At 58.2% G+C, this 23,936-nt stretch carries 23 protein-coding genes and 2 pseudogenes; 14 read left to right on the forward strand and 11 right to left on the reverse strand.

Annotation, left to right across the window (positions count from 1 at the left end; translation table 11 throughout):
- Positions 1-35 precede the first annotated feature (35 nt).
- The 6 genes from fabG to mltG all read left to right on the forward strand — a co-directional run bounded on the left by fabG (position 36) and on the right by mltG (position 5,381).
- Positions 36-773 carry a 3-oxoacyl-[acyl-carrier-protein] reductase gene (fabG, locus tag RUA4292_RS10230; protein ID WP_058274008.1) on the forward strand — a complete coding sequence of 246 codons (738 nt, stop codon included), beginning with the start codon at positions 36-38 and terminating at the stop codon, positions 771-773.
- A gap of 209 nt (positions 774-982) precedes the next feature.
- On the forward strand, positions 983-1,216 hold the full coding sequence (locus RUA4292_RS10235; RefSeq protein WP_005982462.1) for an acyl carrier protein: 234 nt from the start codon (positions 983-985) through the stop codon (positions 1,214-1,216).
- A 139-nt stretch (positions 1,217-1,355) separates the two neighbouring features.
- On the forward strand, positions 1,356-1,895 hold the full coding sequence (locus RUA4292_RS10240) for a GNAT family N-acetyltransferase (protein ID WP_058277505.1): 540 nt from the start codon (positions 1,356-1,358) through the stop codon (positions 1,893-1,895).
- 123 nt (positions 1,896-2,018) lie between these two features.
- Positions 2,019-2,762 carry a 1-(5-phosphoribosyl)-5-[(5-phosphoribosylamino)methylideneamino]imidazole-4-carboxamide isomerase gene (locus RUA4292_RS10245; protein WP_058277506.1) on the forward strand — a complete coding sequence of 248 codons (744 nt, stop codon included), beginning with the start codon at positions 2,019-2,021 and terminating at the stop codon, positions 2,760-2,762.
- Positions 2,763-2,954: 192 nt separating this feature from the next.
- The gene (fabF, locus tag RUA4292_RS10250) at positions 2,955-4,220 is read left to right on the forward strand and encodes a beta-ketoacyl-ACP synthase II (protein WP_058277507.1); all 1,266 of its coding nucleotides are present in this window, start codon (positions 2,955-2,957) and stop codon (positions 4,218-4,220) included.
- A complete protein-coding gene (mltG, locus tag RUA4292_RS10255) occupies positions 4,221-5,381 on the forward strand; it encodes an endolytic transglycosylase MltG (protein ID WP_058277508.1) in 1,161 nt (386 codons plus the stop codon).
- A gap of 39 nt (positions 5,382-5,420) precedes the next feature.
- On the opposite strand, the gene RUA4292_RS10260 is transcribed toward mltG, so the two are convergent.
- Entirely contained in the window at positions 5,421-6,677 is a 1,257-nt protein-coding gene (locus tag RUA4292_RS10260; RefSeq protein WP_058277509.1) for a DEAD/DEAH box helicase, read from the reverse strand.
- A gap of 697 nt (positions 6,678-7,374) precedes the next feature.
- On the opposite strand from RUA4292_RS10260, the gene RUA4292_RS10265 reads away from it, so the two are divergent.
- The 4 genes and pseudogenes from RUA4292_RS10265 (at position 7,375) to RUA4292_RS10280 (ending at position 12,623) form a co-directional block, all read left to right on the forward strand.
- The gene (locus RUA4292_RS10265; protein WP_058278142.1) at positions 7,375-7,719 is read left to right on the forward strand and encodes a hypothetical protein; all 345 of its coding nucleotides are present in this window, start codon (positions 7,375-7,377) and stop codon (positions 7,717-7,719) included.
- Positions 7,628-8,349: pseudogene (locus tag RUA4292_RS10270) on the forward strand (terminase large subunit domain-containing protein); the annotation flags it as partial. The gene RUA4292_RS10265 and the pseudogene RUA4292_RS10270, both read left to right, overlap by 92 nt.
- 55 nt (positions 8,350-8,404) lie before the next feature.
- Positions 8,405-12,319, forward strand: a pseudogene (locus RUA4292_RS10275) (baseplate multidomain protein megatron); the annotation flags it as partial.
- A 7-nt stretch (positions 12,320-12,326) separates the two neighbouring features.
- Positions 12,327-12,623 (forward strand): DUF7742 family protein, encoded by a 297-nt coding sequence (locus RUA4292_RS10280; RefSeq protein ID WP_058277510.1) that lies wholly within the window; start codon positions 12,327-12,329, stop codon positions 12,621-12,623.
- On the opposite strand, the gene RUA4292_RS10285 is transcribed toward RUA4292_RS10280, so the two are convergent.
- Complete coding sequence (locus tag RUA4292_RS10285) at positions 12,604-12,942, reverse strand: TraR/DksA family transcriptional regulator (RefSeq protein ID WP_058278143.1); 339 nt, start codon at positions 12,940-12,942, stop codon at positions 12,604-12,606. The two genes, RUA4292_RS10280 and RUA4292_RS10285, sit on opposite strands and share 20 nt — an antisense overlap.
- 84 nt (positions 12,943-13,026) lie before the next feature.
- Between RUA4292_RS10285 and cysE the strand changes: the two genes are divergently transcribed.
- On the forward strand, positions 13,027-13,836 hold the full coding sequence (gene cysE, locus RUA4292_RS10290) for a serine O-acetyltransferase (RefSeq protein ID WP_058277511.1): 810 nt from the start codon (positions 13,027-13,029) through the stop codon (positions 13,834-13,836).
- 6 nt (positions 13,837-13,842) lie between these two features.
- Here the strand turns inward: cysE and RUA4292_RS10295 are convergent, their stop codons facing one another.
- The 4 genes from RUA4292_RS10295 to pdhA all read right to left on the reverse strand — a co-directional run bounded on the left by RUA4292_RS10295 (position 13,843) and on the right by pdhA (position 17,925).
- Entirely contained in the window at positions 13,843-14,079 is a 237-nt protein-coding gene (locus tag RUA4292_RS10295) for a hypothetical protein (RefSeq protein WP_058277512.1), read from the reverse strand.
- A 148-nt stretch (positions 14,080-14,227) separates the two neighbouring features.
- A complete protein-coding gene (locus RUA4292_RS10300; RefSeq protein ID WP_058277513.1) occupies positions 14,228-15,538 on the reverse strand; it encodes a pyruvate dehydrogenase complex dihydrolipoamide acetyltransferase in 1,311 nt (436 codons plus the stop codon).
- A 14-nt stretch (positions 15,539-15,552) separates the two neighbouring features.
- Positions 15,553-16,920 (reverse strand): pyruvate dehydrogenase complex E1 component subunit beta, encoded by a 1,368-nt coding sequence (locus RUA4292_RS10305; RefSeq protein ID WP_058277514.1) that lies wholly within the window; start codon positions 16,918-16,920, stop codon positions 15,553-15,555.
- A gap of 15 nt (positions 16,921-16,935) precedes the next feature.
- Entirely contained in the window at positions 16,936-17,925 is a 990-nt protein-coding gene (pdhA, locus tag RUA4292_RS10310) for a pyruvate dehydrogenase (acetyl-transferring) E1 component subunit alpha (RefSeq protein ID WP_058273998.1), read from the reverse strand.
- A gap of 758 nt (positions 17,926-18,683) precedes the next feature.
- Between pdhA and RUA4292_RS24470 the strand changes: the two genes are divergently transcribed.
- Positions 18,684-18,890 (forward strand): hypothetical protein, encoded by a 207-nt coding sequence (locus RUA4292_RS24470; RefSeq protein WP_145974938.1) that lies wholly within the window; start codon positions 18,684-18,686, stop codon positions 18,888-18,890.
- Between the two features lie 56 nt (positions 18,891-18,946).
- On the opposite strand, the gene RUA4292_RS10320 is transcribed toward RUA4292_RS24470, so the two are convergent.
- The 3 genes from RUA4292_RS10320 to RUA4292_RS10330 form a co-directional block, all read right to left on the reverse strand.
- Entirely contained in the window at positions 18,947-19,246 is a 300-nt protein-coding gene (locus RUA4292_RS10320) for an FtsB family cell division protein (RefSeq protein WP_058273997.1), read from the reverse strand.
- A 165-nt stretch (positions 19,247-19,411) separates the two neighbouring features.
- Positions 19,412-19,756 (reverse strand): lysozyme inhibitor LprI family protein, encoded by a 345-nt coding sequence (locus RUA4292_RS10325; protein ID WP_058277516.1) that lies wholly within the window; start codon positions 19,754-19,756, stop codon positions 19,412-19,414.
- A 61-nt stretch (positions 19,757-19,817) separates the two neighbouring features.
- Complete coding sequence (locus RUA4292_RS10330) at positions 19,818-21,008, reverse strand: phosphoglycerate kinase (RefSeq protein ID WP_058277517.1); 1,191 nt, start codon at positions 21,006-21,008, stop codon at positions 19,818-19,820.
- A 136-nt stretch (positions 21,009-21,144) separates the two neighbouring features.
- On the opposite strand from RUA4292_RS10330, the gene RUA4292_RS10335 reads away from it, so the two are divergent.
- Positions 21,145-21,651 (forward strand): peptidylprolyl isomerase, encoded by a 507-nt coding sequence (locus tag RUA4292_RS10335; protein WP_058278144.1) that lies wholly within the window; start codon positions 21,145-21,147, stop codon positions 21,649-21,651.
- Complete coding sequence (locus RUA4292_RS10340) at positions 21,644-22,192, forward strand: peptidylprolyl isomerase (protein ID WP_058277518.1); 549 nt, start codon at positions 21,644-21,646, stop codon at positions 22,190-22,192. The genes RUA4292_RS10335 and RUA4292_RS10340 overlap by 8 nt, the downstream gene beginning before the upstream one ends.
- A gap of 39 nt (positions 22,193-22,231) precedes the next feature.
- On the opposite strand, the gene RUA4292_RS10345 is transcribed toward RUA4292_RS10340, so the two are convergent.
- Together RUA4292_RS10345 and aqpZ are read right to left on the reverse strand one after the other, a co-directional pair.
- Entirely contained in the window at positions 22,232-23,074 is an 843-nt protein-coding gene (locus RUA4292_RS10345; protein ID WP_058277519.1) for an alpha/beta fold hydrolase, read from the reverse strand.
- A gap of 85 nt (positions 23,075-23,159) precedes the next feature.
- Positions 23,160-23,849, reverse strand: a complete 690-nt coding sequence (gene aqpZ / locus RUA4292_RS10350; protein ID WP_058277520.1) for an aquaporin Z — start codon at positions 23,847-23,849, stop codon at positions 23,160-23,162.
- Between the last annotated feature and the right edge of the window lie 87 nt (positions 23,850-23,936).

Below are 23,936 nucleotides of genomic sequence, written 5' to 3' on the forward strand. Positions count from 1 at the left end.
GTGCGACGCAAGTTGCGCTGCAAAGGGAAGATCGAATGTTTGATTTGACAGGTAAGAATGCGTTGATCACCGGTGCGTCCGGCGGGATTGGTGGCGAGATTGCGCGCGTGCTGCACGGTGCGGGGGCCACGGTTGCGCTGTCCGGCACACGTGTCGAACCGCTGGAGGCATTGGCCGCCGAACTGGGCGAGCGGGCGCATGTTCTGCCATGCAACCTGAGCGACGGCGAGGCTGTTTCCGCACTTCCAAAGCAAGCGGCTGAGGCGATGGGGTCGGTTGATATCTTGGTCAACAACGCTGGGATTACCCGGGACAACCTGTTCATGCGTATGTCGGATGACGAATGGCAGAGCGTGATCGACGTGAACATGACCTCGACCGCCAAGCTGTGCAAAGGCGTGCTGCGGGGTATGATGAAAGCGCGCTGGGGTCGGATCATCAACATTTCATCCGTCGTCGGTGCCACTGGGAACCCCGGTCAGGCAAACTATGCAGCGTCCAAGGCAGGTATGGTCGGCATGACCAAATCCCTGGCCTATGAGGTTGCCAGCCGCGGGATCACGGCAAATGCGGTTGCTCCGGGCTTTATCACCACGGCCATGACCGACAAGCTAACCGACGATCAGAAATCGGGTATTTTGGGGCAGGTTCCCGCCGGTCGCATGGGGGATGCATCGGAAATTGCAGCGGCTGTTCTGTATCTTGCCAGCCCCGAAGCTGGATATGTTACCGGAACCACCTTGCATGTTAACGGCGGTATGGCCATGTTGTGAGCGCGGACAGGGGCAGGTGCGAAAGCGTTTGCCTCGCGCGTTGTCTATGCTATAGGCGGCGCATAAATGCTGGGGTCGACCAAATGGTCGGCCTTCTACTTTCCCGGTCATCCGGGACCCAACCGCCCGCACCGGGCAAATCAAAGCCAGCCTGAGCGGGCAAGGGCAGAACCGGGCACTAGGCCCTGAAAACGGAATGAGGAATAGACATGAGCGACGTCGCAGATCGCGTTAAAAAGATCGTTGTTGAGCACCTGGGTGTTGAAGAAGACAAAGTGACCGAAAACGCGTCCTTCATCGACGATCTGGGCGCAGACAGCCTGGACACTGTTGAGTTGGTTATGGCCTTCGAAGAAGAGTTCGGCATCGAAATCCCCGATGACGCAGCCGAGACCATCCAGACATTTGGCGACGCCGTCAAATTCATCTCGGAAGCTTCCTAAAGCTTCGAAATAATAAAAAAGCGGCGCTTCCGGGCAACGGAGGCGCCGTTTTTTTGTGCCTTGTTCAATTCTGCCTTGCAAGGTGCCGTATTCGTTTGCAACCTTTTGCCCGAGGCACATAATTCAAAGCGGGCAGGGCATGATACGATCCACCCCTATGATCAATACGGCCCGTTTGACGCTGTGCGCCATGCGGCCAGAAGATTTCAACCGGTTCGCCGAGATTTGGCGCAATCCATGCATCGTGCAACATATCGGCGGCAAGCCGCGGTCGCGCGGAGAGGCGTGGGATTCATTCCTTCGAAATGCCGGGCACTGGCAAATGGCCGGTTTCGGGCAATGGGCCGTGGTCCAGCAGTCGAATCGCCAGATGGTCGGTCAGGCGGGGTTCTTTTACGGTAACCGTTCGATTGGCGAGGATTTCGACAGTTTTCCCGAGGCCGGATGGATTCTGGTCCCCGAGGCGCAGGGACAGGGATTGGGGCTGGAGGCGGCACAAGCCGCACATGATTGGTTTGACCGGATCATGCCCGGTCCGTTGGTCGCGATGGTGAATTCGGCGAACTTGGCCTCGCGCAATCTGGCGGGCAAGCTGGGCTATACCCCGATGCGCAAATGTGCGTTCAACGGCAGCGACGTCACGCTTATGCGCCGCAACGGACCGCCGCCGTGCCACTGACAATTTGAGACTTCCCGAATGCCGCAAACCGGCCGTAGTTTGCCGATCCTGGTAATAACGGACCGATCTTCCGCGTGTATGGTACTCTGGAATTGCAGAGCGATTGAGCTGAGGAGAATGCTCATGAGGATCTACCCCACGATGGAATTGCAGAACGGCCGGTGTGTCACACTGGACAAAGGCCGTCTGGACGACGCGATGATCTGGCATGTGAGTCCGGCGGACACGGCACGCAGCTGGTCTGCAGCCGGTGCCATGTGGATGCACCTGACGGATTTCGATGCGATCGAAGGCCGCGATACCAACGCCGAATTGGTCGAAGAAATTATCCGCACGTCCGAGATGTCTGTGCAACTGGCCGGCGGTATGCGGACGCGGGAACAGGTCGAATACTGGATCGACAAAGGCGCGGGACGGGTGGTGATTGGTACGCTTGCAGCCTGGGACCCGAGTCTGGTCAAGGAATTGGCCAAACTGTACCCGGACCAGATCGTTTTGGCCATGGATGTCTGGCAGGGTCAGGTTATGACCGAAGGTTGGCGTAGTCAGAGTGCGTTTACGCCCGAAGCGTTTATTCAGGCCTTCGAGGGCACGCCGTTCGCGGCGATTCTGGTGACCGATATCGACAGCGACATCGAAGACGTCGATGCGCAGCTGGGTCTGATCTCGGGTCTTGCACAGCTGTCACGCACGCCGGTTATTGCCAGCGGTGTCGTTCGGACATCAGATGACATCTCGCGTCTGGCCTATGTGCACAACATCTCGGGCGCATTGGTTGGTCGGGCTTTGTTCCGCAAAACGATTGACTTGGCAGACGCGCTTAACGTGGCCGAGCAGGCCCACGAGCCCGTCGCTGAATTCCAGTAATCCTGACTTGCACGTCATTGCCCCGGCCTTTCAATTCCGTGAAAGGGCCGGGGCAATTTGTTTTGATACAAGCCGCACAGACGGACCGTCCGGCTAAATGGTGCCGGGTGGGAATGTGCCGTTGCTCTTGCCCCCGGACCCCGGGCCGGGGTATGAGCGGTTCTCAAATAGGAAGCAGGCAAGAGGCATTTCATGCGCAGAGTCGTTGTAACCGGTCTGGGATTGGTCACTCCTTTGGCCAGCGGGGTCGAGAAATCTTGGTCACGGCTGCTGGATGGGGAATCCGGCGCGGGCCCGATCACGAAATTTGATGCCGAAGCAAGCGGTGTCACCACGATCTATGCCTGCGAAGTTCCGCGCGGCGATGGAACTGATGGGACATTCAATCCCAACGATTGGTTGCCGCCAAAAGAGCAACGCAAGATCGAAGACTTTATCCTGTATTCGATCGCTGCCGCTGACATGGCTTGTCAGGATGCAAACTGGCTGCCCGAGGATGAAGAGGACCGCCTGCGAACAGGTGTCCTGATCGGATCGGGTATCGGCGGTTTGGGCTCTATCGCTGAAACAGCGAACCTGATCCGCGACAAAGGTCCGCGCCGTGTATCGCCGTTCTTTATCCCAGGCGCACTGATTAATCTGGCGTCCGGTCAGGTTTCGATCCGCCACGGGTTCAAGGGCCCCAACCACTCGGTCGTGACGGCTTGTTCGACAGGTGCGCATGCAATCGGTGATGCCAGCCGCATCATTCGTGCGGGTGACGCAGATGTCATGGTTGCTGGCGGCGGCGAAGGCTGTATCTGCGAGATCGGTATCGCTGGCTTTAATGCGTGCAAGGCGCTGTCGACCAAATATGCCGACGATCCGAAGAAAGCCAGCCGACCATATGATGTGGACCGTGACGGCTTTGTCATGGGCGAGGGCGCAGGCATTGTGGTTCTGGAAGAATACGAGCACGCCAAGGCGCGCGGTGCGAAGATCTATGCCGAAGTGCTAGGTTACGGCATGTCCGGCGACGCTTATCACATAACTGCACCGTCCGAGGATGGTGATGGCGCTGAGCGTTCCATGAAGGCCGCATTACGCAGCGCCGGTTTGGAGCCTTCGGATCTGGACTATATCAACGCGCACGGCACATCGACCATGGCGGATACGATCGAACTGGGCGCGGTAGAGCGCCTGTTAGGTGATCACGCCAGCAAGGCCACCATGACTTCGACCAAATCGGCCACCGGTCACCTTTTGGGTGCGGCTGGCGCGATTGAGGCGATCTTTTCGATCCTGGCGATCCGGGATCAAGTGGCCCCGCCGACGATCAATTTGGATAACCCCGCCGTTGAAACTCCGATTGATCTGGCACCCAACGCCAAGCGTGAGCGTGAGATCAACGTGGCGCTGTCGAATTCGTTCGGCTTTGGCGGCACCAATGCCAGCGTGATCTTTGGAAAGGTCAGCTAAATGTTGCGGGCTCTTGCTTCGAACGCGCTGACTCTGCTGATTGTAGGCTTGTTCCTGATGGGCGGGCTGGTTGTGTGGGGGCAGTCGCAATACAAGGCCGAGGGTCCGCTGGAATCCGCCATGTGCCTGCAAGTCAGAAGCGGGTCGAATATGACCCGTGTCAGCCAAGAGCTTGAAGATGACGGAGCCATCAGCAGCGCCATGATCTTTCGCATGGCTGCGGACTACACAGATAAATCGCAGCAGCTGAAGGCCGGTAGCTTTCTGGTGCGCGAAGGCGCGTCGATGGAGCAGATCATCGACGAGATCACAAGCAGCGGTGCCAGCACCTGCGGGTCTGAGATTGAATACCGTATCGGTGTCACGCGCATCCAAACCCGGGTACGCGAGTTGGACCCGGCAACGCTGGAATTTGTCGAGATCGCATCGTTTGATGTGACCGACGAGGAAATCCCTGCCGAATACGGTCAAAAGCGTGAAGAAGCCGACACCCGGTACCGTGTGTCTGTTGCCGAAGGCGTGACCTCTTGGCAGGTGGCGCAAGGCTTGCAGGCGATTGAACCGTTGACAGGTGAGATTGCCGAGATCCCGGCCGAAGGGATGTTGGCGCCTGACAGCTATGATTTGGCACCGGGCGATGACCGAACGGCCGTTCTGCAAGCGATGCAAGACAAGCAACAATTGCGCATCAACGCAGTGTGGGAGAACCGCCAAGGCGACCTTCCCATCAGCAGCCCAGAGGAAATGCTGATCCTCGCGTCGATCATCGAAAAGGAAACCGGTGTTCCCAATGAGCGCGGGCAGGTTGCAAGCGTCTTTGTGAACCGGCTTGAGCAAGGCATGAAGCTGCAGACAGACCCGACAGTCATCTATGGCGTCACCAAGGGTCAAGGCACGCTGGGGCGCGGGCTGCGTCGCAGTGAGCTGCGCCGTGCAACACCTTGGAATACTTATGTGATAGACGGTTTGCCGCCGACACCCATTGCCAACCCGGGGTTGGCCAGCCTTGAGGCTGCTGTCGCACCGGAAGAGACCAACTTTGTCTTCTTTGTTGCGGATGGCACCGGGGGGCACGCGTTTGCGGAAACCTTGCAGGAGCACAATCGGAACGTCGCCAAGTGGCGAGAGATTGAGGCTGAAAGAAACAGCTCAAGCAACTAAGAAAAAAGGCCGCGTCGAAAACGCGGCCTTTTCTTTTTTTCACGCAGCGGGACGTCCGCGTGGACGACGACGTTTCGAAGACGCGGGCTTCGATGTCGAATTTGCCCCCTGCGGTCTACTCCCCCGGAAGCCTCCGCGATTGCGGGTTTTCTTGGGCTCGGAAAATTCTGGCATGGTGCCGCTGGCCACCGGAATTTCGATCTTCATCAGCTTCTGAATCTGGCGCAGCTGATCCACTTCGTCCGGTGAGCAGAAGGCGATAGCCTCACCTTCGCGACCAGCACGGGCTGTGCGACCGATGCGGTGGACATAGTTGTCGGGCACTTCGGGCAGGTCATAGTTGATCACATAGGCAACACCGGGAATGTCGATGCCACGCGCGGCCACGTCGGTCGCGACCAATACGTTGATCTCTCCAGCCCGGAACGCCTTGATCGCGCGGTCGCGCTGTCCCTGGCTTTTGTTACCGTGAATCGAGGCCGCATTGAAACCATCGGCCACAAGGCCTTTCATCAGTTTCTCGGCACCATGTTTGGTACGGGAAAATACCAAGGTCAGAGCTTCCATGTCAGCGGACAGAATTTCGCGGAGTTTCCGCGGTTTGCCGGCCCTGTCTACGAAATGCACAGACTGCGTGATCTTGTCAGCCGCTTTACCTGGAGGCGAGACCTGCACCCGCTGCGGGTTGGTCAGATAGGATTGGCTGAGTTCTTCCATCTGCTTCGGCATCGTGGCCGAAAACAGCATGGTTTGGCGCGGCGTGCCCAGCTTGGGTGCGATTTTGCGCAGGGCGTGGATGAAGCCCATATCCAGCATCTGGTCGGCCTCGTCCAATACAAGATGTCGCACCGAGCCGAGGTCAACAGCACCGCGTTCCATTAGGTCTATCAAACGCCCAGGCGTGGCGACCAGAATGTCGGTGCCGCGCGACAGGAACGAGATCTGTCTGCCGATCGACTGGCCACCGACCACGGTGGCCACGCGCAGCTTGGTCTTGTCGGTCAGGTTGCGCAGGCTATCCGCGATCTGGTTGACCAGCTCGCGGGTGGGGGCAAGGATCAGCGCCTTGGCGGTTTTGGGCGCGGGTTTGCCGGGCTGCGCCAGCAAGTGGTCGATCAGCGGCAGACCGAAGGCCAGCGTCTTACCGGTGCCGGTCTGCGCCAGGCCCAGGATGTCGTGACCGTTCAGCGCCAGCGGGATGGCCTGATTCTGAATAGGGGTCGGTTGTGAGAAATTGGCACGTTTCAGTGCATCGTTGAGGGCTGGTGCAAGGCCCAGCATGTCGAAGTCGAACAAATAACTATCCTTTGTAATCCGCAAGGCGATAGCCGCGCGGACAAGACGTGTCTGGCCACGCAGCGCGTGACCGGCAGGGTTTCCGCTAAACCTCGGGACGTGCAGGCGAACCCTGCGCCATCTGGCGTCGCGTCAAGAACCCTGCGTGAATGGGAACTAGGAGATGTAGTGATGCGCTGTGGGGTCTGCTACGACCGTCAATGCTCACGCGTCAGCGCTGTCTTAAGGTGGCACATGCTAGTTTTGCTAACAATTGTCAAGGCATGAACTGTGAAGTGGGAACATGTACCTGCCGCGGCCGTCAGGGATCGGATTGTTCAAATAGAAGAACCCGAGTTACTTCTGGGGCTTCTACCCTGAAATTGGAACTTGGTGAAAAGCCCATCCTTGCGGGCGAAGTTTTGGCCAGCTTTGAACCTTCCGAGCCATTTCTTTTTCTCGGCGATACGTAACGTTGTAATCACGGAGCTCAACCACTGACGACCGTCTCCCACATGGCCCTATCAGTAAAGGTCTCTTAACTATCAGCGCACGTCACCCTCTGCGCCGCTGTTGCGCAAAGCATTGACTTTGTGGACTTTCTCGCGTATAAGTTGTGTCATGCTAAAAGATGTGAGCGACGGCCGCGGGGCGACCCGGTGGCCGTTTTTCGTTTCTCTCGTGCGGAGATCACTCACGCATGAGGTCACAGGCACACATGACTTTGATTACCCTGGAAGAGCGGATGTCCCAGACGGCTGATTTGTTGCAGTCGCTTGAGAGATCCATTCGCGATCTGCGCCAAGCAGCGGAAGAACTGCGCAAACAGATCGGTGCCGGGGAAGATGCAGATCTTGCTGGTTCAGCCAAGCAATTCGGGCAGTTAGAGGGGCTGATCCGAAGTTGTCAGAAAGTGGAGACAAGCTTTGTCGAACAACATCATAAACAAGCCGGAATTGCCCAAGGGGGGTATGCGCTCGACCTTGAGCACGCTCGATTTCAGATTGGGTGCAGGCTGGCTCGCCTCCGCGCCTGCTGCGGTTCGGGACAGATTTCTGAGTGAGATCGGGGAGTGGGGGCTGTGCGCCCTCCCTTTCCTGTTCGAGTTCTGGGCGCTGCCGCATCAGTTGCCGTCCGAAGGCTACTGGCGGTCCTGGGCATCATGGGCGGGCGTGGGGCGGGTAAGACGCGGGCCGGAGCCGAATGGGTGCGACAGGTAGTCGAGGGGTCTTTGCCGCTGGATCGCGGCGAGGCGCGTCGTGTGGCGTTGGTGGGTGAGACCTTCGATCAGGTGCGCGATGTGATGATCTTTGGCGATAGCGGGATTCTGCAGTGTTCTCCGCCGGATCGGCGACCTGTCTGGAAGGCGTCGGAACGGAAACTGATCTGGCCAAACGGAGCAGAGGTGCAAGCGTTTTCAGCGCATGATCCCGAAAGGTTGCGCGGGCCTCAGTTCGATGCAGCCTAGGTGGATGAGTTGGCCAAGTGGAAGAAGGCTGGCGAGACCTGGGATATGCTGCAACTTGCGCTGCGCTTGGGGGAGCGGCCTCGGGTCTGTGTGACGACCACGCCTGGGAATGTGAAGGTTTTGAGGGAATTGCTGGCGTCGCCCTCCACCGTGCAAACCTATGCGCCGACTGAGGCGAACCGGGCCAATCTGGCGGATTCGTTTCTGGAAGAGGTACGCGCGCGCTAAGCGGGCACGCGGCGCGAGTTGAGAATGTACCAGATTTGGACCGTATTCTTGTGGCACTGTCGCGGGTCTTTCCACGGCAATCATTGGCCGGGCCGTCGGCGCGACTTTGGGGCGGGTCATCGACCAGCGGTTGATGAGTCAATCTGTGATGGGTGGCGGCAGCGAAGTTGTCGAAACCGGGCGTCTGGATCGTTTCCGCCTGACCGAAACTGGTGAAGGCGCTTCGGTCACTACCGTGTTCGGCCGTATGCGTGTCGGTGGGCAGATTATCTGGGCATCGGACTTTCTGGAAACCCGCAGCACCAGCACGACAACCCAATCCACGCGGGGTGGAAAAGGGTCGCGGCGGCCAAGCTCGGCCACAACAACCACGACCACACATACCTACAGCTATTCGGTCTCGCTGGCGATTGCCTTGGGCGCTGGGCAGATCTCTGACATCTCGCGTATCTGGGCCGATGGTGAAGAGCTTGAGCGCGCCGGGCTGAATATGCGCCTGTACAAGGGCACGGACAATCAATTGCCTGACCCGTTGATCGAGGCGGTTGAGGGCACCGGGCAGGTCCCTGCGTACCGGGGCACGGCTTATGTGGTGATCGAGGACTTTCAGCTTGCCGCGTTCGGCAACCGCGTCCCGCAGTTTTCCTTTGAGGTTGTCCGACAAGAACAGCCGGGGCTGCCAGACACGCCCGGTGCCGTGTCCCGAATCGTGCGCGGCGTTGCGATGATCCCGGGTACGGGTGAATATTCTCTGGCCAGCAGGCAGGTAAATTATTCCAAAGGGCAGGGGCAAAGCTGGGCTGCGAACGTGCATTCGGCTTCGGGCGTTTCTGATCTGGTTACCTCGACCCACGCGCTGAATGCCGAATTGCCCGCCTGCGATGCGGTATCGCTCGTCGTGTCGTGGTTTGGCGACGATCTGCGGTGCGGTCAGTGCAAGGTGCAGCCAAAAGTCCTGCACAAAGAGTTTGATGGCGAAAACATGCCGTGGAGGGTATCAGGCGTATCCCGGGCGGCTGCCCAGATTGTTCAGATTGAAAACGATCGACCTGTATATGGGGCGACACCTGCGGATTCGTCCGTGGTCGAGGCGATCCGGCATCTGAACACATCCGGCAAGCGGGTGATGTTCTATCCCTTCATCCTGATGGACCAGTTGCGCGGCAATGGCCTGCCGGATCCGTGGTCCGATGCCACCGATCAACCGCACCTGCCATGGCGAGGACGGATCACGCTGAGCGAAGCACCAGGCCGCAACGGGTCCCCAGATAAGACAGCCGGGGCCGATGCGCAGGTTGCGCAATTCTTTGGCCAGGCCCGCGCAGGTGACTTTGTCGTCGGCGATGGCATCGTCACCTATACCGGCGCGCAGGAATGGGGTTTGTTCCGGTTTATTTTGCACTATGCGGCGCTCTGCAAGGCAGCCGGTGGAGTGGCGTCGTTCTGCATCGCATCCGAGATGCGCGGCCTGACGCAGATCAGGGGCGCGACCGGGTTTCCGGCAGTGACGCAGATGCAAATCCTCGCGGCGGAAGTGCGCAAAATCCTCGGGCCGGACACCAAAATCGGCTATGCGGCCGACTGGAGCGAGTATTTCGGTTACAAACCAGTCGATGCTGGCAGCGACCGGTACTTTCATCTGGATCCGCTTTGGGCCGATGACAATATCGACTTTGTCGGTATCGACAATTACATGCCGCTGTCCGATTGGCGGGACAGAGAGGATCACGTCGACGCCAAAGCGGGCGTAGATGCGATCTATGATCTGGACTACCTGCGCGGCAATGTTGAAGGTGGGGAAGGGTACGACTGGTACTACGCCTCGACCGAGGAATCCAAAGCGCAAATTCGGTCTGTGATCGAAGATCAGGCGCATGATGAGGCCTGGATCTGGCGATACAAGGATATACGCAACTGGTGGTCGCAACCACATCACGAACGGATCGGAGGCGTGCGTCAAGCCAATCGGACCGCATGGGTGCCTGGGTCCAAGCCGATCTGGTTCACGGAATTGGGTTGTGCGGCCATCGACAAAGGCACCAATCAGCCGAACAGGTTTCTGGACCCGAAATCCTCGGAATCCAAGTTGCCACGCTATTCCAACGGTCTGCGGGATGATTTCATTCAGGTGCAATATCTCAAGGCGATTTTGGGCTATTGGTCCGAGGCAAAAAACAACCCGGTTTCCAATACTTACGGCGGCCGCATGATTGATCTGTCCAACGCCTATGTCTGGGCCTGGGATGCGAGACCATATCCAACCTTCCCGAACCTGCAAAGCCAGTGGAGTGATAGCGAGAATTACGCGCGAGGGCATTGGTTGAACGGGCGGTCGGGGTCGCGCACGCTGGCATCGGTAGTGACCGAGATTTGTCACGGGGCTGGTGTGACCGACATCGACACGTCGCGCCTTTATGGTGTGGTGCGGGGCTATGCTATCGAACAGGTCTCGGACGCGCGATCAGCTTTGCAGCCGCTGATGCTGCGCTATGGTTTCGACGCAATCGAGCGGGATGGCGTATTGCGGTTTCAGATGCGCAATGGGCAACGCGCCATCACGCTGGATCAGAAACATCTGGCGCTCAGCTCTGATATTGAGGCCGGTATCGAACATCGCCGCGAAGCCGAGGCTGAAATGACTGGCCGGGTGCGCCTGCGGTTTGTCCAATCGGATGGGGATCATGACATCGTCGCGGAAGAGGCCGTTCTGCCCGACACGCGGACCCATTCGGTGTCTGTCAACGAGATGCCCCTGTCCATGACACGTGCCGAAGGTCGCCAGACCGCGGAACGGTGGCTAAGCGAGGCGCGGGTGTCCCGCGAAACCGTGCGCTTTGCGCTGCCGCCTTCGTTGGGGCACATCGGCGCGGGGGATGTCGTCAGCCTGGATGAGGGCGGACAGGGTGCGCGTTTCAGGATCGATCGACTGGAGCAAGCCGAGATGCAACTGGCGGATGCCGTTCGGATCGAACCGGGAATATACGCGCCGTCTGACCTGCCTGATGACCTAGTCTCGACCAAGCCCTTTGTCGCCCCGGTTCCGGTTCTGCCGGTGTTCATGGATCTACCGCTGATTACCGGCTCAGAGGTGCCGCATGCGCCTTACCTGGCTGTGTCCGCCGACCCCTGGCCAGGAAGCGCCGTAGTATTTTCGGCCGTGAATGATGAGGATTATACCTTGCAAGAGGTGATCTCGGCGCAGGCCGTCATCGGGTTTACCCAAACACCCCTGCGGCGGGCCGGCGTCGGAGTTTGGGACGATGGTGCGCCGCTGCGCGTCAGGCTGGTCGATGGTTTGTTGGAATCGCGCCCGCGCGACGCTTTGTTGAATGGTGCCAATTTGGCCGCAATAGGGGACGGAACGCCCGGCAACTGGGAACTGTTCCAGTTCGCCAGCGCCGAACTTGTGGGTCAGGGGACCTACGCCCTTTCAGGGCGCCTGCGCGGGCAATTGGGGACGGACAGTGTCATGCCCGACACCTGGCCTGAAGGTTCAACTTTTGTCTTGCTGGATGAAAGAGTTTTCCAAACCGGGTTGCTGCGGTCTGAACGGCGCGTGGCGAAACATTATCGCATTGGGCCGGGAACGCGTGCCTACGACGATCCTTCTTTCCTCCACCAGGTTCACGCCTTCGACGGCAACGGACTTCGGCCATATGCTCCGGTGCATGTCAAATTGGCAAAAATCGGAGCGGGTGACGAAATTTCGTGGATACGTCGAACCCGGCTGGACGGCGATGGCTGGGATGGATTTGACGTGCCGTTGGGGGAAGAGACTGAATCCTATCTGGTGAAAATCAGGATCAACGGGTCAGCAATACGCGAACAGGTTACGTCAGAGCCGCGCTGGACATACCCATCAACGATGAAAGCCGCCGATGGCGTAACCGGCACTTACGAGGTTGATGTGGCACAGATCTCAGCCAGCTACGGGCCGGGTCCCGCCGCACGTCTTCTGGTTGGGTAAGGCACGTATGCGTCCTGTTTTGCACGGCGATGTAAGTGCCGCGGCGCGGGTGTTGCTAAACGCGCCGCCTTCCGACCGGGAACGCCTGTGCACCAGAATGATCAACGAAGCTGAACTGGCCGACATCTATGTCGGCCATACAGGCCGGCTACACCCGCTGTTTGGTAATGGCTCATTGATGACAGTGGCCCGAACCCGGCCATTGGCCAACGAGCCAAGCTTTGACGATTTGAAATATTGCCAGTGTTTTGAGATGGTTCTGCGATGCCTGGTTCAATTCCGCGTTACCCGGATGCGCAGCTGACGCACTTGCTGGCCGCTGGATCAAGGTTCAGACGACCAACCGGAATCTCTTCGCCGCAATCCTCGCAATACCCGAATTCACCATCTTTGATCCGGGTCAGGGCCACTGACAATCGGTGTGTTTCGATATCCCGATTCGCTTGCTGAGCCTTGGCCATGGCCTGATTTTGCAGGGCGTCCATCCGGCTGAGCCGCCCGACTGCCTGTTGGTCCAGTTCAACAATTGCCTGTGCCTCGGTTCCAAGCGCAGAATGCGCGGCCAATTCGTCCAATCGCGCGCGGATACGGGCTTCGAAATCCTCCAACTGGGTTTCATTCATTTTCGTTGCCCTGCAGATCACGGGTTTGCGTTTGGTGATTTTACAACTAAATGGCATTCTAGGCGCAGCAAAGGATGAAAAGCCATGTTCGAAACGCGCAGCCACGTGACCCCCGTCGACCCTGTTTGGGATCGCATCACCGCCGAAGCTCAGTCGGCAGTTGAGATTGAGCCTTTGATGGGTGGGCTGGTTCACGCCTGTATCTTGCACCACCGCAGCCTGGAACGGGCGCTGTCCTACCGGATTGCGGCCAAGCTGTGCTCGAACGAAATGTCGATGATGGTGCTGCGCGAGATCGTGGACGAAGCCTACGCCGACGACCCCGCACTGCTCGAAGCTGCGCGCGCGGATTTGATGGCCGTCTACGAACGCGACCCGGCCTGCCACCGCCTGTTGCAACCAATCCTTTACTTCAAAGGGTATCAGGCGATGCAAGCCTATCGTGTGGGGCACTGGTTGTGGCGCAAGGGGCGTTATGATCTGGCGTATTTCTTTCAGATGCGCTCGTCCGAGATCTTCGGGATTGATATCCACCCTGCGGCAAAGATCGGCAAAGGTATCATGATCGACCACGCGCATTCGATCGTGATTGGTGAAACGGCGATCGTCGGCGACAACGTGTCGATGTTGCATTCGGTGACCCTTGGCGGGACCGGTAAGGAAGAAGAACAGCGCCACCCCACAATTGGCGATGGCGTGCTGATCGGGGCAGGTGCCAAGGTTCTGGGCAATATCGTAGTTGGGCATTGCAGTCGTATTGCTGCAGGCTCGGTGGTGCTGCAGGAAGTGCCTGCGTGCAAAACCGTGGCTGGAATACCGGCGAAGATCGTCGGAGAGGCCGGGTGCGATCAACCTTCGATCTCGATGGATCACATGCTGGGCAAAGACCAGTAACTCAAGTCAGTTCAAGCGGTCGTTCTTTTTGATCGACCGTTTGCGCCGCTGTTCTTCACGCCGCTTTTTTCGTTCTTCTTTCCTTTTCGCGCGTTCAGCTTCACGTTTAGCCGTTTCGGCTGGATCAGAACTGAAGGCGGAATGTTCGCCCGGATAGGTATTGGGCTTAGCCGCCGCAACCGTCGGCATACCAAACACAAGGGCTGCAACCAGCAAACAGTTTACAGAAAAGGTAGAAGTCATAGGGCACCTGTGTCCGTGATTTTCATTCAGACAAGGTGGTTGAGGGTAGGTACCGGCGCAACACGCGCGGTGATCACAAGCGCTCACATGACAGTTGTGATCTGGTTGGGCCGCGACGGTCTGGTATTGGCGCGACCCTAATTTTTCCTTAGGCCAGCATGACCATCGGGTTTTCCAGGTTGTCCACAATGGCTTGCAGCAACTGGGCACCAAGCGCACCGTCAATGACACGGTGATCGACGGACATTGTGACCGACATAACAGTAGCTACTGTCAGTTCACCGTCATCGCCGACAACCGGTTTTTTCAGCCCGGTTCCCACTGCCAAGATGCCCGCGTGCGGCGGGTTCACGATGGCATCGAAATTGTCGATGCCGAACATGCCGAGGTTCGAGACCGCGAAGGTGCCCCCCTGATATTCATGCGGGGCCAGCTTGCGCTCACGCGCGCGACCGGCAAGGTCCTTCATCTCAGCCGAGAGCGCGGACAGCGACTTGGTGTCGGCGTCCTGCAGGACCGGTGTGAACAGACCGCCTTCGATCGCAACCGCGACCGCTACGTCCGAGGGTTTCAATTGCAGAACCCGGTCACCGGCCCAGACAGCGTTGCAGGCGGGAACCTGTTGCAGCGCGTTGGCGACGGCCTTGATGATGAAGTCGTTGACGCTCAACTTTACGCCGCGGCCGTCCAACTGCTTGTTCAGCTGGCTGCGGAACTTGAGCAGCGCGTCCAGCTTGATATCGCGGCGCAGGTAGAAATGCGGGATCGTCTGCTTGGCCTCGGACAGGCGGGCAGCGATGGTCTTGCGCATCCCGTCAAGCTTGATCTCTTCGTAGTCGCGACCTTCGTACATCCGGGCAACAGCATCCGCGGACGGACCGGCCGGAGCTGCAGCGGCTGCCGGTGCAGCAGCGGCGGGTGCGGATGCGGCAGCCGGAGCCGGGGCAGTTGCAGTTGCGCCTTTGACATCTGCTTTCACGATCCGCCCATGTGGGCCAGAACCAGCGATCTGCGCCAGATCCAGACCTTTCTGGGCCGCGATACGGCGGGCCAGCGGAGATGCGAAGATCCGACCGCCATCCGCCTTGGCCGGAGCAGCCGGAGCAGGGGCGGGCGCCTCGGGTGCCGCTGGCGCGGCAGCCTCGTTGCTCGCGGCAGCAGCAGGAGCAGCCGCCGGCGCAGCGGCAGGGGCTGCGGCAATGTCATCCGCGCTTTCGCCGTCTTCCAGCAGCACCGCGATCGCGGTGTTTACTTTGACCCCTTCGGTGCCTTCGGGGATCAGGATCTTGCCGATTGTGCCTTCGTCGACGGCCTCGAATTCCATCGTGGCTTTGTCGGTTTCAATCTCCGCCAGCAGGTCGCCGGACGAGACGGTGTCGCCTTCCTTGACCAGCCATTTAGCAAGGGTGCCTTCCTCCATGGTCGGCGACAGGGCGGGCATCAGAATTTCTGTAGGCATCTGTCTGTCGCTCCTTACCGGTAGGTCACTTGTTTGACGGCGGCGATCACTTCTTCGGTTGTGATCAGGGCCAGTTTTTCCAGATTTGCGGCATAAGGCATCGGGACATCTTTGCCGGTGCAGTTGATGACCGGCGCATCCAGATAGTCGAAGGCCTCTTGCATCACGACGGACGAGATGTAGCCGCCGACTGAGCCCTGCGGCCAGCCTTCTTCGACGGTCACCAGACGGTTGGTCTTCATCACCGAGTTGATAATCGCGCCTGTGTCCATTGGGCGGATGGTGCGCAGGTCGATCACCTCGGCACTGATACCGTCCTCGGCCAGCTTGTCGGCGGCCTCAAGCGCATATTGCATGCCGATGCCAAAGCTGACGATGGTCACATCCGTGCCTTCGCGCCAGATACGCGCCTTGCCCAGCGGGACGGTCAGATCGTCCACCTGCGGCATGTCGAAAGAACGACCGTAAAGGATTTCGTTTTCTAAGAACACAACCGGGTTCGGATCGCGGATCGCCGACTTCAACAGACCTTTTGCATCGGCTGCGGAATAGGGCATCACCACTTTCAGGCCCGGTATTTGCATATACCACGCTGCGTAATCCTGGCTGTGCTGCGCGCCGACGCGAGCAGCGGCACCGTTGGGGCCACGGAACACGATAGGACAACCCATCTGACCACCGGACATGTAGAGCGTCTTGGCCGCCGAGTTGATGATCTGGTCAACCGCCTGCATGGCGAAGTTGAAGGTCATGAACTCGACAATCGGTTTCAGTCCGGCCATGGCGGATCCGACGGCGATGCCGGCAAACCCGTGTTCGGTAATCGGGGTGTCGATCACGCGCTTGCTGCCGAACTCGTCCAGCATGCCCTGGCTGATTTTGTAGGCGCCTTGATACTCGGCGACTTCTTCGCCCATCAGGTAGACGTCCTCGTCACCACGCATTTCTTCGGCCATCGCATCGCGCAAAGCTTCACGCACGGTCTGCTGTTCCATCGGCGCATCTGCTGGCCAGTCCGGGGAAAGATCCACCTTAGGCGCGGCAGGTGCGGTTGCAGCAGGGGCAGCGGTCTCCGCTGCCGCAGGGGCCGCCTCGGCCACCGCCGCAGGTGCAGTTGCGGGAATGGCGGAGGCGTCTTCGCCTTCTTCAACCAGCACCGCGATAGGAGTGTTCACTTTTACCCCTTCGGTGCCTTCGGCGATCAGGATCTTGCCGACGATGCCTTCATCGACGGCTTCGAACTCCATTGTCGCCTTGTCGGTTTCGATCTCGGCCATGATGTCGCCGCTGGATACGGTGTCGCCTTCCTTGATCAGCCACTTGGCCAATGTGCCCTCTTCCATTGTGGGCGAAAGGGCGGGCATGAGAATTTCGGTTGCCATGTCTTAGTCGTCCTCTCAGGCGTAAATGTCGGTCCAGAGCTCTTCGACGGAAGGCTCGGGGCTTTCTTTCGAGAATTCGGCGGCTTGATTGACGATCTCTTTGATCTCTTTGTCGATCGCCTTCAGATCATCCTCGGTCGCGTGTTTGCCGGTCAGCAGCAGCTCGCGCACATGTTCGATCGGGTCGCTTTGCTCGCGAACTTTCTGAACTTCTTCGCGGGTGCGGTACTTGGCCGGGTCGGACATCGAATGGCCGCGGTAGCGGTAGGTCTTGATCTCGAGGATATAGGGGCCTTTACCCGCACGGCAGTGCGCGACAGCCTTTTCCCCTGCGGCTTTGACTGCAAGTACATCCATGCCATTGACGATCTCACCGGGGATGCCGAACGCTTCGCCGCGGTGGTAGATATCCTTGGTCGAGGTCGAACGCGCCTGCGCTGTACCCATGGCGTATTGGTTGTTCTCGATCACGAACACTACCGGCAGGTCCCAAAGGGCGGCCATGTTGAATGTCTCATAAACCTGGCCCTGGTTCGCTGCACCGTCACCGAAATAGGTAAAGGTCACGCGACCGTTGCCTTTGTATTTGTCGGCAAATGCCAGACCCGCACCCAGCGGAACCTGCGCGCCAACAATGCCGTGGCCGCCATAGAAATGCTTCTCTTTCGAGAACATGTGCATCGAGCCGCCCTTGCCTTTGGACAGACCGCCAATGCGACCGGTCAGCTCGGCCATCACGCCACCCGGATCCATGCCGCAAGCCAGCATGTGACCGTGGTCGCGGTAAGAGGTAATCCGCTTGTCACCTTCTTCAGTCGCAGCCTCAAGGCCGACGACAACGGCCTCTTGGCCAATATAGAGGTGGCAGAAACCGCCAATCAGACCCATGCCATAGAGCTGACCGGCCTTTTCTTCGAATCGGCGGATCAGCAGCATTTCACGGTAATATTCGGTAAGTTCTTCCGCAGAAACGTTTGGTTTCTTTGTGGTTTTTCGCGCAGCCATGTTGGCGATCTCCCCCTCTCGGCAAGATAGTTTAGCGTTAAACTATTTCATAAAGCATTTCCTGCTTTCTGGCGAGCAGAAATGTGACGCAGCGTAGGGCGAGCCGTCCGGCTTCAAAACTCAGGCCACTTTTGCGTCAGTTCCATTTCCCGGATGTTATCTCCGATTGACCGGCGCTACGCTTTTTTGACAAGTTACGTTGGGCTATAGATGCTCGCGCCCGAACTGTGGAGTTCTTTCCGAATGATGATCCTGCGACAAGATAAGCTTATGTTTATCAAAACAAAAAAGACTGCTGGGACTTCTATTTAAATTGCACTTAGTAAGCACCTTGCACAGGGCGATTTTGCGACGCCCTTCACCAAGGAGGAGGAAGAGCAGCGCGCGGGCAAGCAGTTCATTGTACGCGGCTCGTTGCGTTTGCTAAGGGAAAGGTCGGCAGACCACTTACGGGCGCGCAATCCCCACAACGGAATCGCAGTGGCGCGAACTTATCTCGTGGACCTTTGCGACGGATGTTTCAGCTTCAGCGTCGAACGCAACCTGTAGGATAAGGCGGTTTCTGCTTTTTTTTCTGGATGCACCAGCGCGGGTACAAGATTGTTGATGTTGGGGAATCGTTTCATCGGTTCTGCAATTTGCAGCTGCGATTCTTTTCAGACTTTCAACTGTATTCTGAGAATGGGCAATTGGCGGTCGACCGCGTTCTGCGCTACGAGAGTTTGCAATCAGATTTTAACACCCTAATGGCTGAGAGAATGGCTGAGAGGGGGACCACAGATGTCTCGCTGGGTGATCGGCGTTGGAACTCTGGTATCCGAAAAGAATATGATATCGGTGTTTTCTACGGCAAGAATTTCGATAATGCGAACGTCGATATCGTGGCGAATGTCTTTGCCGCCGAGATATCCGAATTCGGGTATGAATTTCCGACTAAAGAAAGCGTCAGGCCAAGTTCCGCGTGAGCCATTTCATTCCGGGCCGTCGGGTGCTTTGGTCAAAGAACCATCGCTAAATCGGTTTAGCGGATGACGATCTCATCCGAGCGGATCATGCCCAGCACGGACCGCGCCTGCTGATCCAGAAGATCCAGATCCAGATAATTGTCTGACAGGCGGCGCGTCAGGTTTTCCATTTCCGTGATCTCGGCATCAAGTTTGGCAAGGTCGCGCGACAGGGCGTCCCGTTCCGCTGCAATCTCGACCCGTCGGAACAGGCCATAGTCGCCTTGCACGGCGGCAAAGGTGAAATAAACACCTAACGTGAAAGCCACCATGAAAAATGCAACTGCGCCCAAACCGGGCCGATGGGAACGGGACACTCTGTTTACCGCCGTATGAAATCTGCCTCAAAAACGTGCCCTTTTCGGACATCTGTCTGCACTATGTCACAGGTGATTCGGCTTGTGAATCCCTCGATTCGCAATTTTTCATGATCAGCAGAAAAAACATGTTCGCCCCATAAATTTGGCTGGGTTGAAAAGTGGTTATCGCCAGGCTTCAAGCGCTTGATTGCGCTGCAGGGTTTGTTCTTCCATGCAGGCCCAATAGAACATGGGGGCCGCGCTACCGTCGCTTTCCAGCTCGGGGTCACAGGTCGCGTCACGACGTTTCAGCCAGGCGCGTTGCTCGGTCAGCAGGGCTTGGCCATCACCACGCGTGTCCGATAAGGGTTTGATCTCTGACCAAAGGCTGTTCAGATCCTGATCTGCCACTTCCCATTTCTCTTTGGCGCAAAAATTGAGATCGAGCTGTGTGTGCCCGTTGCAGTGGGATTGCGCATATGTCGTGACGGGCAGCAGGGTGGTGGCAAGGACGGCAACAGCTTTCATGGTGCATCTCCCGGTTTGACGAAGAGAGTACCATGAATGCCGATTGCCAGACAGATAGGGGTTACTGATCCAGTGCCGCAACACCGGGCAGCGTTTTGCCTTCCATCCATTCCAGGAAGGCACCCCCTGCAGTCGAGATGTATGAAAAGTCCTTGGCAGCACCGGACGCATTCAGCGCAGCGACCGTGTCACCACCGCCTGCGACCGACACAAGCTGTCCGGACCGTGTCAGCTCAGCCGCTTTCAGGGCTGCTGAGTTGGTGGCAACATCGAATGGTTCAATCTCGAATGCACCCAGCGGGCCGTTCCAGATAAGCGTTTGGCTCTTGTCGAAAATCGCAGTGATTTCCGCAACGGTTTCCGGACCAGCGTCAAGGATCATGCTGTCTTCGGGACATTGATCTGCTGGTAGAACCTGATTGGGGGCGTGGGCCTCGAACTTTTCGGCAACCACGACATCGCGGGGCAGGACAATCTGACAGCCGGTTGTTTCGGCCTTGGTCAGAATCTCGGCAGCTGTGTCTTTCATCGCCGTTTCTGCCAGCGATTTGCCGACATTCACGCCTTGCGCGACGAGGAAGGTGTTCGCCATGCCCCCGCCAATAATCAGGTAATCTACCTTTTCGATCAAGTTGCCCAACAGGTCCAGCTTGGTCGAAACCTTGGCACCGCCAACGACGGCTGTGACAGGGCGCTTTGGGGCTCCCAAAGCTGCTTCCAGCGCGCTCAACTCTTGCTGCATCAGACGGCCTGCACAGGCGGGCAGCAACCGGGCCAACGCCTCAGTCGAGCTATGCGCGCGGTGCGCCGCCGAAAAAGCATCGTTGCAGTACACGTCGCCCATCTTTGCCATGCCGGCGGCCAGATCAGGGCTGTTCTTTGTTTCCGCGGCGTGAAAGCGCGTGTTTTCTAGTAAAAGCACCTCGCCAGCGCCCAGGTTTGCCGCAGCGGTTTCTGCCTCGATCCCCACGCAGTCATCGCCAAACCGAACCTTGGTGCCAAAGGCCGTCTCCAGCGTCGGAACAAGCTGCTTTAGCGACAGGTTCTGGCGGCGCTCTCCGCCCGGACGTCCGAAATGCGCCAGAAGGATGGGCTTGCCGCCAGCGGCCAATATGTCCTTAACGGTCGGCACGATGCGCTCAATACGGGTGGCGTCGGTCACGACCCCGTCGACCACTGGCACGTTGATATCCACGCGCACCAGCACGCGTTTGCCGTTCAGGTCCATGTCGTCCAGTGTTTTCCAGCCCATCGCGCAATCCTCGACAAATGTGAAAGTGACTTAGGCGGTTCTTTTCCTGCATTTTGCCCTCAGGTCAATGCGTCACTTGGCATTCGCGCGCCCTGCGCATAGGTATTTGCGCAAGATAAAACGACAGGAGGGCCTCATGGCCGAGATCAAGGATCCCGAAAACACAATCATCGTCGAACTCAAAGGCGGCAATGTCGTCATTGAGCTGCTGCCTGACGTGGCACCGCAGCACAGCGCCCGCATGAAGGAATTGGCGCGCAATGGCGAATATGACAACGTGGCCTTCCACCGTGTGATCGACGGGTTCATGGCGCAAACCGGCGACGTGCAACATGGCGACATGGAAGACGGATTCAACCTGCGCATGGCGGGCACCGGTGGGTCGTCTCTGCCGAACGTTCCGGCCGAGTTCTCGAAGCTGCCCCATGATCGTGGCACTTTGGGTGCGGCCCGCTCGCAGAACCCGGATTCGGCGAACTCGCAGTTCTTCATCAACTTCGGCGACAATCATTTCCTGAACGGTCAGTACACCGTTTACGGTCGCGTCATCGACGGGATGGAGCATGTGGACGCCATCGTTCGTGGCGAGCCGCCTATGAGCCCTGACCGCATGATCAGCGTCAAGGTGGCAGCCGATGTATAAGCTGGCTGCTGCTTTTGCCTTGTTGGCCAGCCCGGCGCTGGCCACGGGCCTTGAGGTCGAGATCGAAGGTGAGGGGGCCAATGGCACCGTCACTATCGACCTGTTCGATGATCTGGCCCCGAAACATGTCGAGCAAATCGCTGCCCTGGCCAACGAAGGGAAATACGATGGCGTGGTGTTTCACCGCGTGATCGACGGCTTCATGGCTCAGACCGGCGATGTTGAGCATGGCCGTCTGGGCGGCGACTTGCGTCGCGCCGGTACCGGCGGTTCTGACCGTGCGGACCTTCCGGCCGAATTTTCGGATTTCGAATTCGACCGGGGAGTTGTCGGCATGGCGCGGGCGCAAAACCCCAACAGCGCCAACTCGCAATTCTTCATCATGTTCGAGCCGGGCCCGTTCCTGAACGGCCAGTACACGGTAGTCGGTCAGGTGACCGGCGGGATGGACGTGGTAGATGCGATCAAACGCGGTGAGGGACAGAATGGCGCGGTGATCGGCCAGCCGGACGTGATGAAAAAAGTCACCGTTACCGAATGATCTTTGAACCCGGCGCTTACCCCAGCGCCGGGTTTCTCGTCATTGGTCGATGAAGTTTCGGATCGCTTGCGTGTATGTATTCGGATCCTGAAATGACGCAAAGTGACTGACGTCTTTCAAAATCAATAGTTCAGCGCCCGGGATCGCCTCGGCAATCGCCTGTGAGTGTTCGGTCAGAATTGCTTCGTCATGTTCGCTCTGCACGACCAGAGTGGGCGCGGTTACGGATTGCAGCCCCTCAAGCCCTCCGGGCTTTTCCGTCGCCCACATGGCTGCGACACCGCCCAGAAACGCTTCGAACCCGTCCGGAGTGGGGGACATGGCGGCATAGTCCTCAGCCATCATCCCTACGTAAGCCCCAAAGACTTCGTTGGTTTCGACTGAAGGGTCAATCCCATCCAAAGTAACGTTGCCCGCATGGGCAAAATGGCTGGCAAGACGATCCGGCGCCGTGGTCGAGATCGTGTAGCCAATGTTGGCACCGTCCGACCATCCGACCAGATGCACCTGTTCGACATTCAGATGATCCAGCAGCGCCAGATAGTCCTGCGCCAGCAATTCATAGCTGTAGGTGCTGCCGTCATTGGTGGACCGGCCATGCCCCCGCGTGTCCGCCACGATCACACTGTGGTCGCTGGCCAAATCAGCAACTTGCGCTGCCCAGATATCGCCATGCGCCAGACCGCCATGGATCAGCAGCACGGGCGTGCCCTCTGCCGATCCATAGGTGGCGTAATACATGTCCATGCCATTCACGCTGGCGGTACCACTGGACGCGGCCTGGGGCATGGCGGGCGTTTCGGGGATTGTCAGCCAGGCATCCTGTGCCAGTCCCGCTGTCGCGGTCAAGGTTATCGCAGTGACCATCAGTGTTCGAAGCATGTCTACCTCCCTGGTTTTGCGTCGTCTTGTCAGGGATGATAGCTTAGGAAGAAGAAAGCGGGGGAAATAATCCCCCGCTTGGCCTTTAGTCGTCTGTTGTCATCGCCTTCCAGATCAGCGCGCCGATTGCGCCACCGATCAGGGGTGCAACCCAGAACAGCCAGAGCTGCCCAAGGGCAGGCGCGTCCGCGAACAAAGCAACCCCTGTGGACCGGGCCGGGTTGACCGATGTGTTGGTCACCGGGATCGAGATCAGGTGGATCAACGTCAATCCAAGCCCGATTGCGATGGGGCCAAACCCGGCAGGAGCGCCGCTGGAAGTGGCCCCCAGGATGATGATGATGAAGAACGCGGTCATGACGATCTCGATCACCAGAGCGGACATCATTGAATAGCCCTCGGGTGATGCTTCACCATAGCCGTTCGAGGCAAACCCACCCACGCCTTCAAAGCCGGGCGCGCCGCTGACAATCAGATACAGGACGGCAGCCGCAGCAATTGCGCCGATAACCTGAGCGATCCAATAGGGGATAAGGTCCTTTGCCGGAAACCGTCCCCCGATCATCAGCCCAAGGCTAACTGCAGGGTTGAAATGGCCGCCCGAGATATGCCCGACGGCATAGGCCATTGTTAGAACGGTGAGGCCGAAGGCAAAGGCAACGCCCAGCCAGCCGATGCCCACATCGGCGACCCCGGCGGCCAGAACGGCGCTGCCGCAACCGCCCAAAACCAACCAGAACGTACCGAAGAACTCGGCCATGAGTTTTGATGACATGAAAAATCCTCCTGAAAACACTAATTTAAGACTAATTCGAAAATGATGTTTTGTGAAATGTTTGGATAAGGGGAAATTTCACTGGCA

Source organism: Ruegeria atlantica, assembly GCF_001458195.1.
Classification (GTDB): domain Bacteria; phylum Pseudomonadota; class Alphaproteobacteria; order Rhodobacterales; family Rhodobacteraceae; genus Ruegeria; species Ruegeria atlantica.

Excerpts from the sequence above, each read along its gene's own strand:
- fabG (WP_058274008.1), top strand. The coding sequence starts at position 36 with ATGTTTGATTTGACAGGTAAGAATGCGTTGATCACCGGTGCGTCCGGC.
- RUA4292_RS10235 (WP_005982462.1), top strand. The coding sequence starts at position 983 with ATGAGCGACGTCGCAGATCGCGTTAAAAAGATCGTTGTTGAGCACCTG.
- RUA4292_RS10240 (WP_058277505.1), top strand. The coding sequence starts at position 1,356 with ATGATACGATCCACCCCTATGATCAATACGGCCCGTTTGACGCTGTGC.
- RUA4292_RS10245 (WP_058277506.1), top strand. The coding sequence starts at position 2,019 with ATGAGGATCTACCCCACGATGGAATTGCAGAACGGCCGGTGTGTCACA.
- fabF (WP_058277507.1), top strand. The coding sequence starts at position 2,955 with ATGCGCAGAGTCGTTGTAACCGGTCTGGGATTGGTCACTCCTTTGGCC.
- mltG (WP_058277508.1), top strand. The coding sequence starts at position 4,221 with ATGTTGCGGGCTCTTGCTTCGAACGCGCTGACTCTGCTGATTGTAGGC.
- RUA4292_RS10265 (WP_058278142.1), top strand. The coding sequence starts at position 7,375 with ATGACTTTGATTACCCTGGAAGAGCGGATGTCCCAGACGGCTGATTTG.
- RUA4292_RS10280 (WP_058277510.1), top strand. The coding sequence starts at position 12,327 with ATGCGTCCTGTTTTGCACGGCGATGTAAGTGCCGCGGCGCGGGTGTTG.
- RUA4292_RS10285 (WP_058278143.1), bottom strand. The coding sequence starts at position 12,942 with ATGAATGAAACCCAGTTGGAGGATTTCGAAGCCCGTATCCGCGCGCGA.
- cysE (WP_058277511.1), top strand. The coding sequence starts at position 13,027 with ATGTTCGAAACGCGCAGCCACGTGACCCCCGTCGACCCTGTTTGGGAT.
- RUA4292_RS10295 (WP_058277512.1), bottom strand. The coding sequence starts at position 14,079 with ATGACTTCTACCTTTTCTGTAAACTGTTTGCTGGTTGCAGCCCTTGTG.
- RUA4292_RS10300 (WP_058277513.1), bottom strand. The coding sequence starts at position 15,538 with ATGCCTACAGAAATTCTGATGCCCGCCCTGTCGCCGACCATGGAGGAA.
- RUA4292_RS10305 (WP_058277514.1), bottom strand. The coding sequence starts at position 16,920 with ATGGCAACCGAAATTCTCATGCCCGCCCTTTCGCCCACAATGGAAGAG.
- pdhA (WP_058273998.1), bottom strand. The coding sequence starts at position 17,925 with ATGGCTGCGCGAAAAACCACAAAGAAACCAAACGTTTCTGCGGAAGAA.
- RUA4292_RS24470 (WP_145974938.1), top strand. The coding sequence starts at position 18,684 with ATGGCTGAGAGGGGGACCACAGATGTCTCGCTGGGTGATCGGCGTTGG.
- RUA4292_RS10325 (WP_058277516.1), bottom strand. The coding sequence starts at position 19,756 with ATGAAAGCTGTTGCCGTCCTTGCCACCACCCTGCTGCCCGTCACGACA.
- RUA4292_RS10330 (WP_058277517.1), bottom strand. The coding sequence starts at position 21,008 with ATGGGCTGGAAAACACTGGACGACATGGACCTGAACGGCAAACGCGTG.
- RUA4292_RS10335 (WP_058278144.1), top strand. The coding sequence starts at position 21,145 with ATGGCCGAGATCAAGGATCCCGAAAACACAATCATCGTCGAACTCAAA.
- RUA4292_RS10340 (WP_058277518.1), top strand. The coding sequence starts at position 21,644 with ATGTATAAGCTGGCTGCTGCTTTTGCCTTGTTGGCCAGCCCGGCGCTG.
- RUA4292_RS10345 (WP_058277519.1), bottom strand. The coding sequence starts at position 23,074 with ATGCTTCGAACACTGATGGTCACTGCGATAACCTTGACCGCGACAGCG.
- aqpZ (WP_058277520.1), bottom strand. The coding sequence starts at position 23,849 with ATGTCATCAAAACTCATGGCCGAGTTCTTCGGTACGTTCTGGTTGGTT.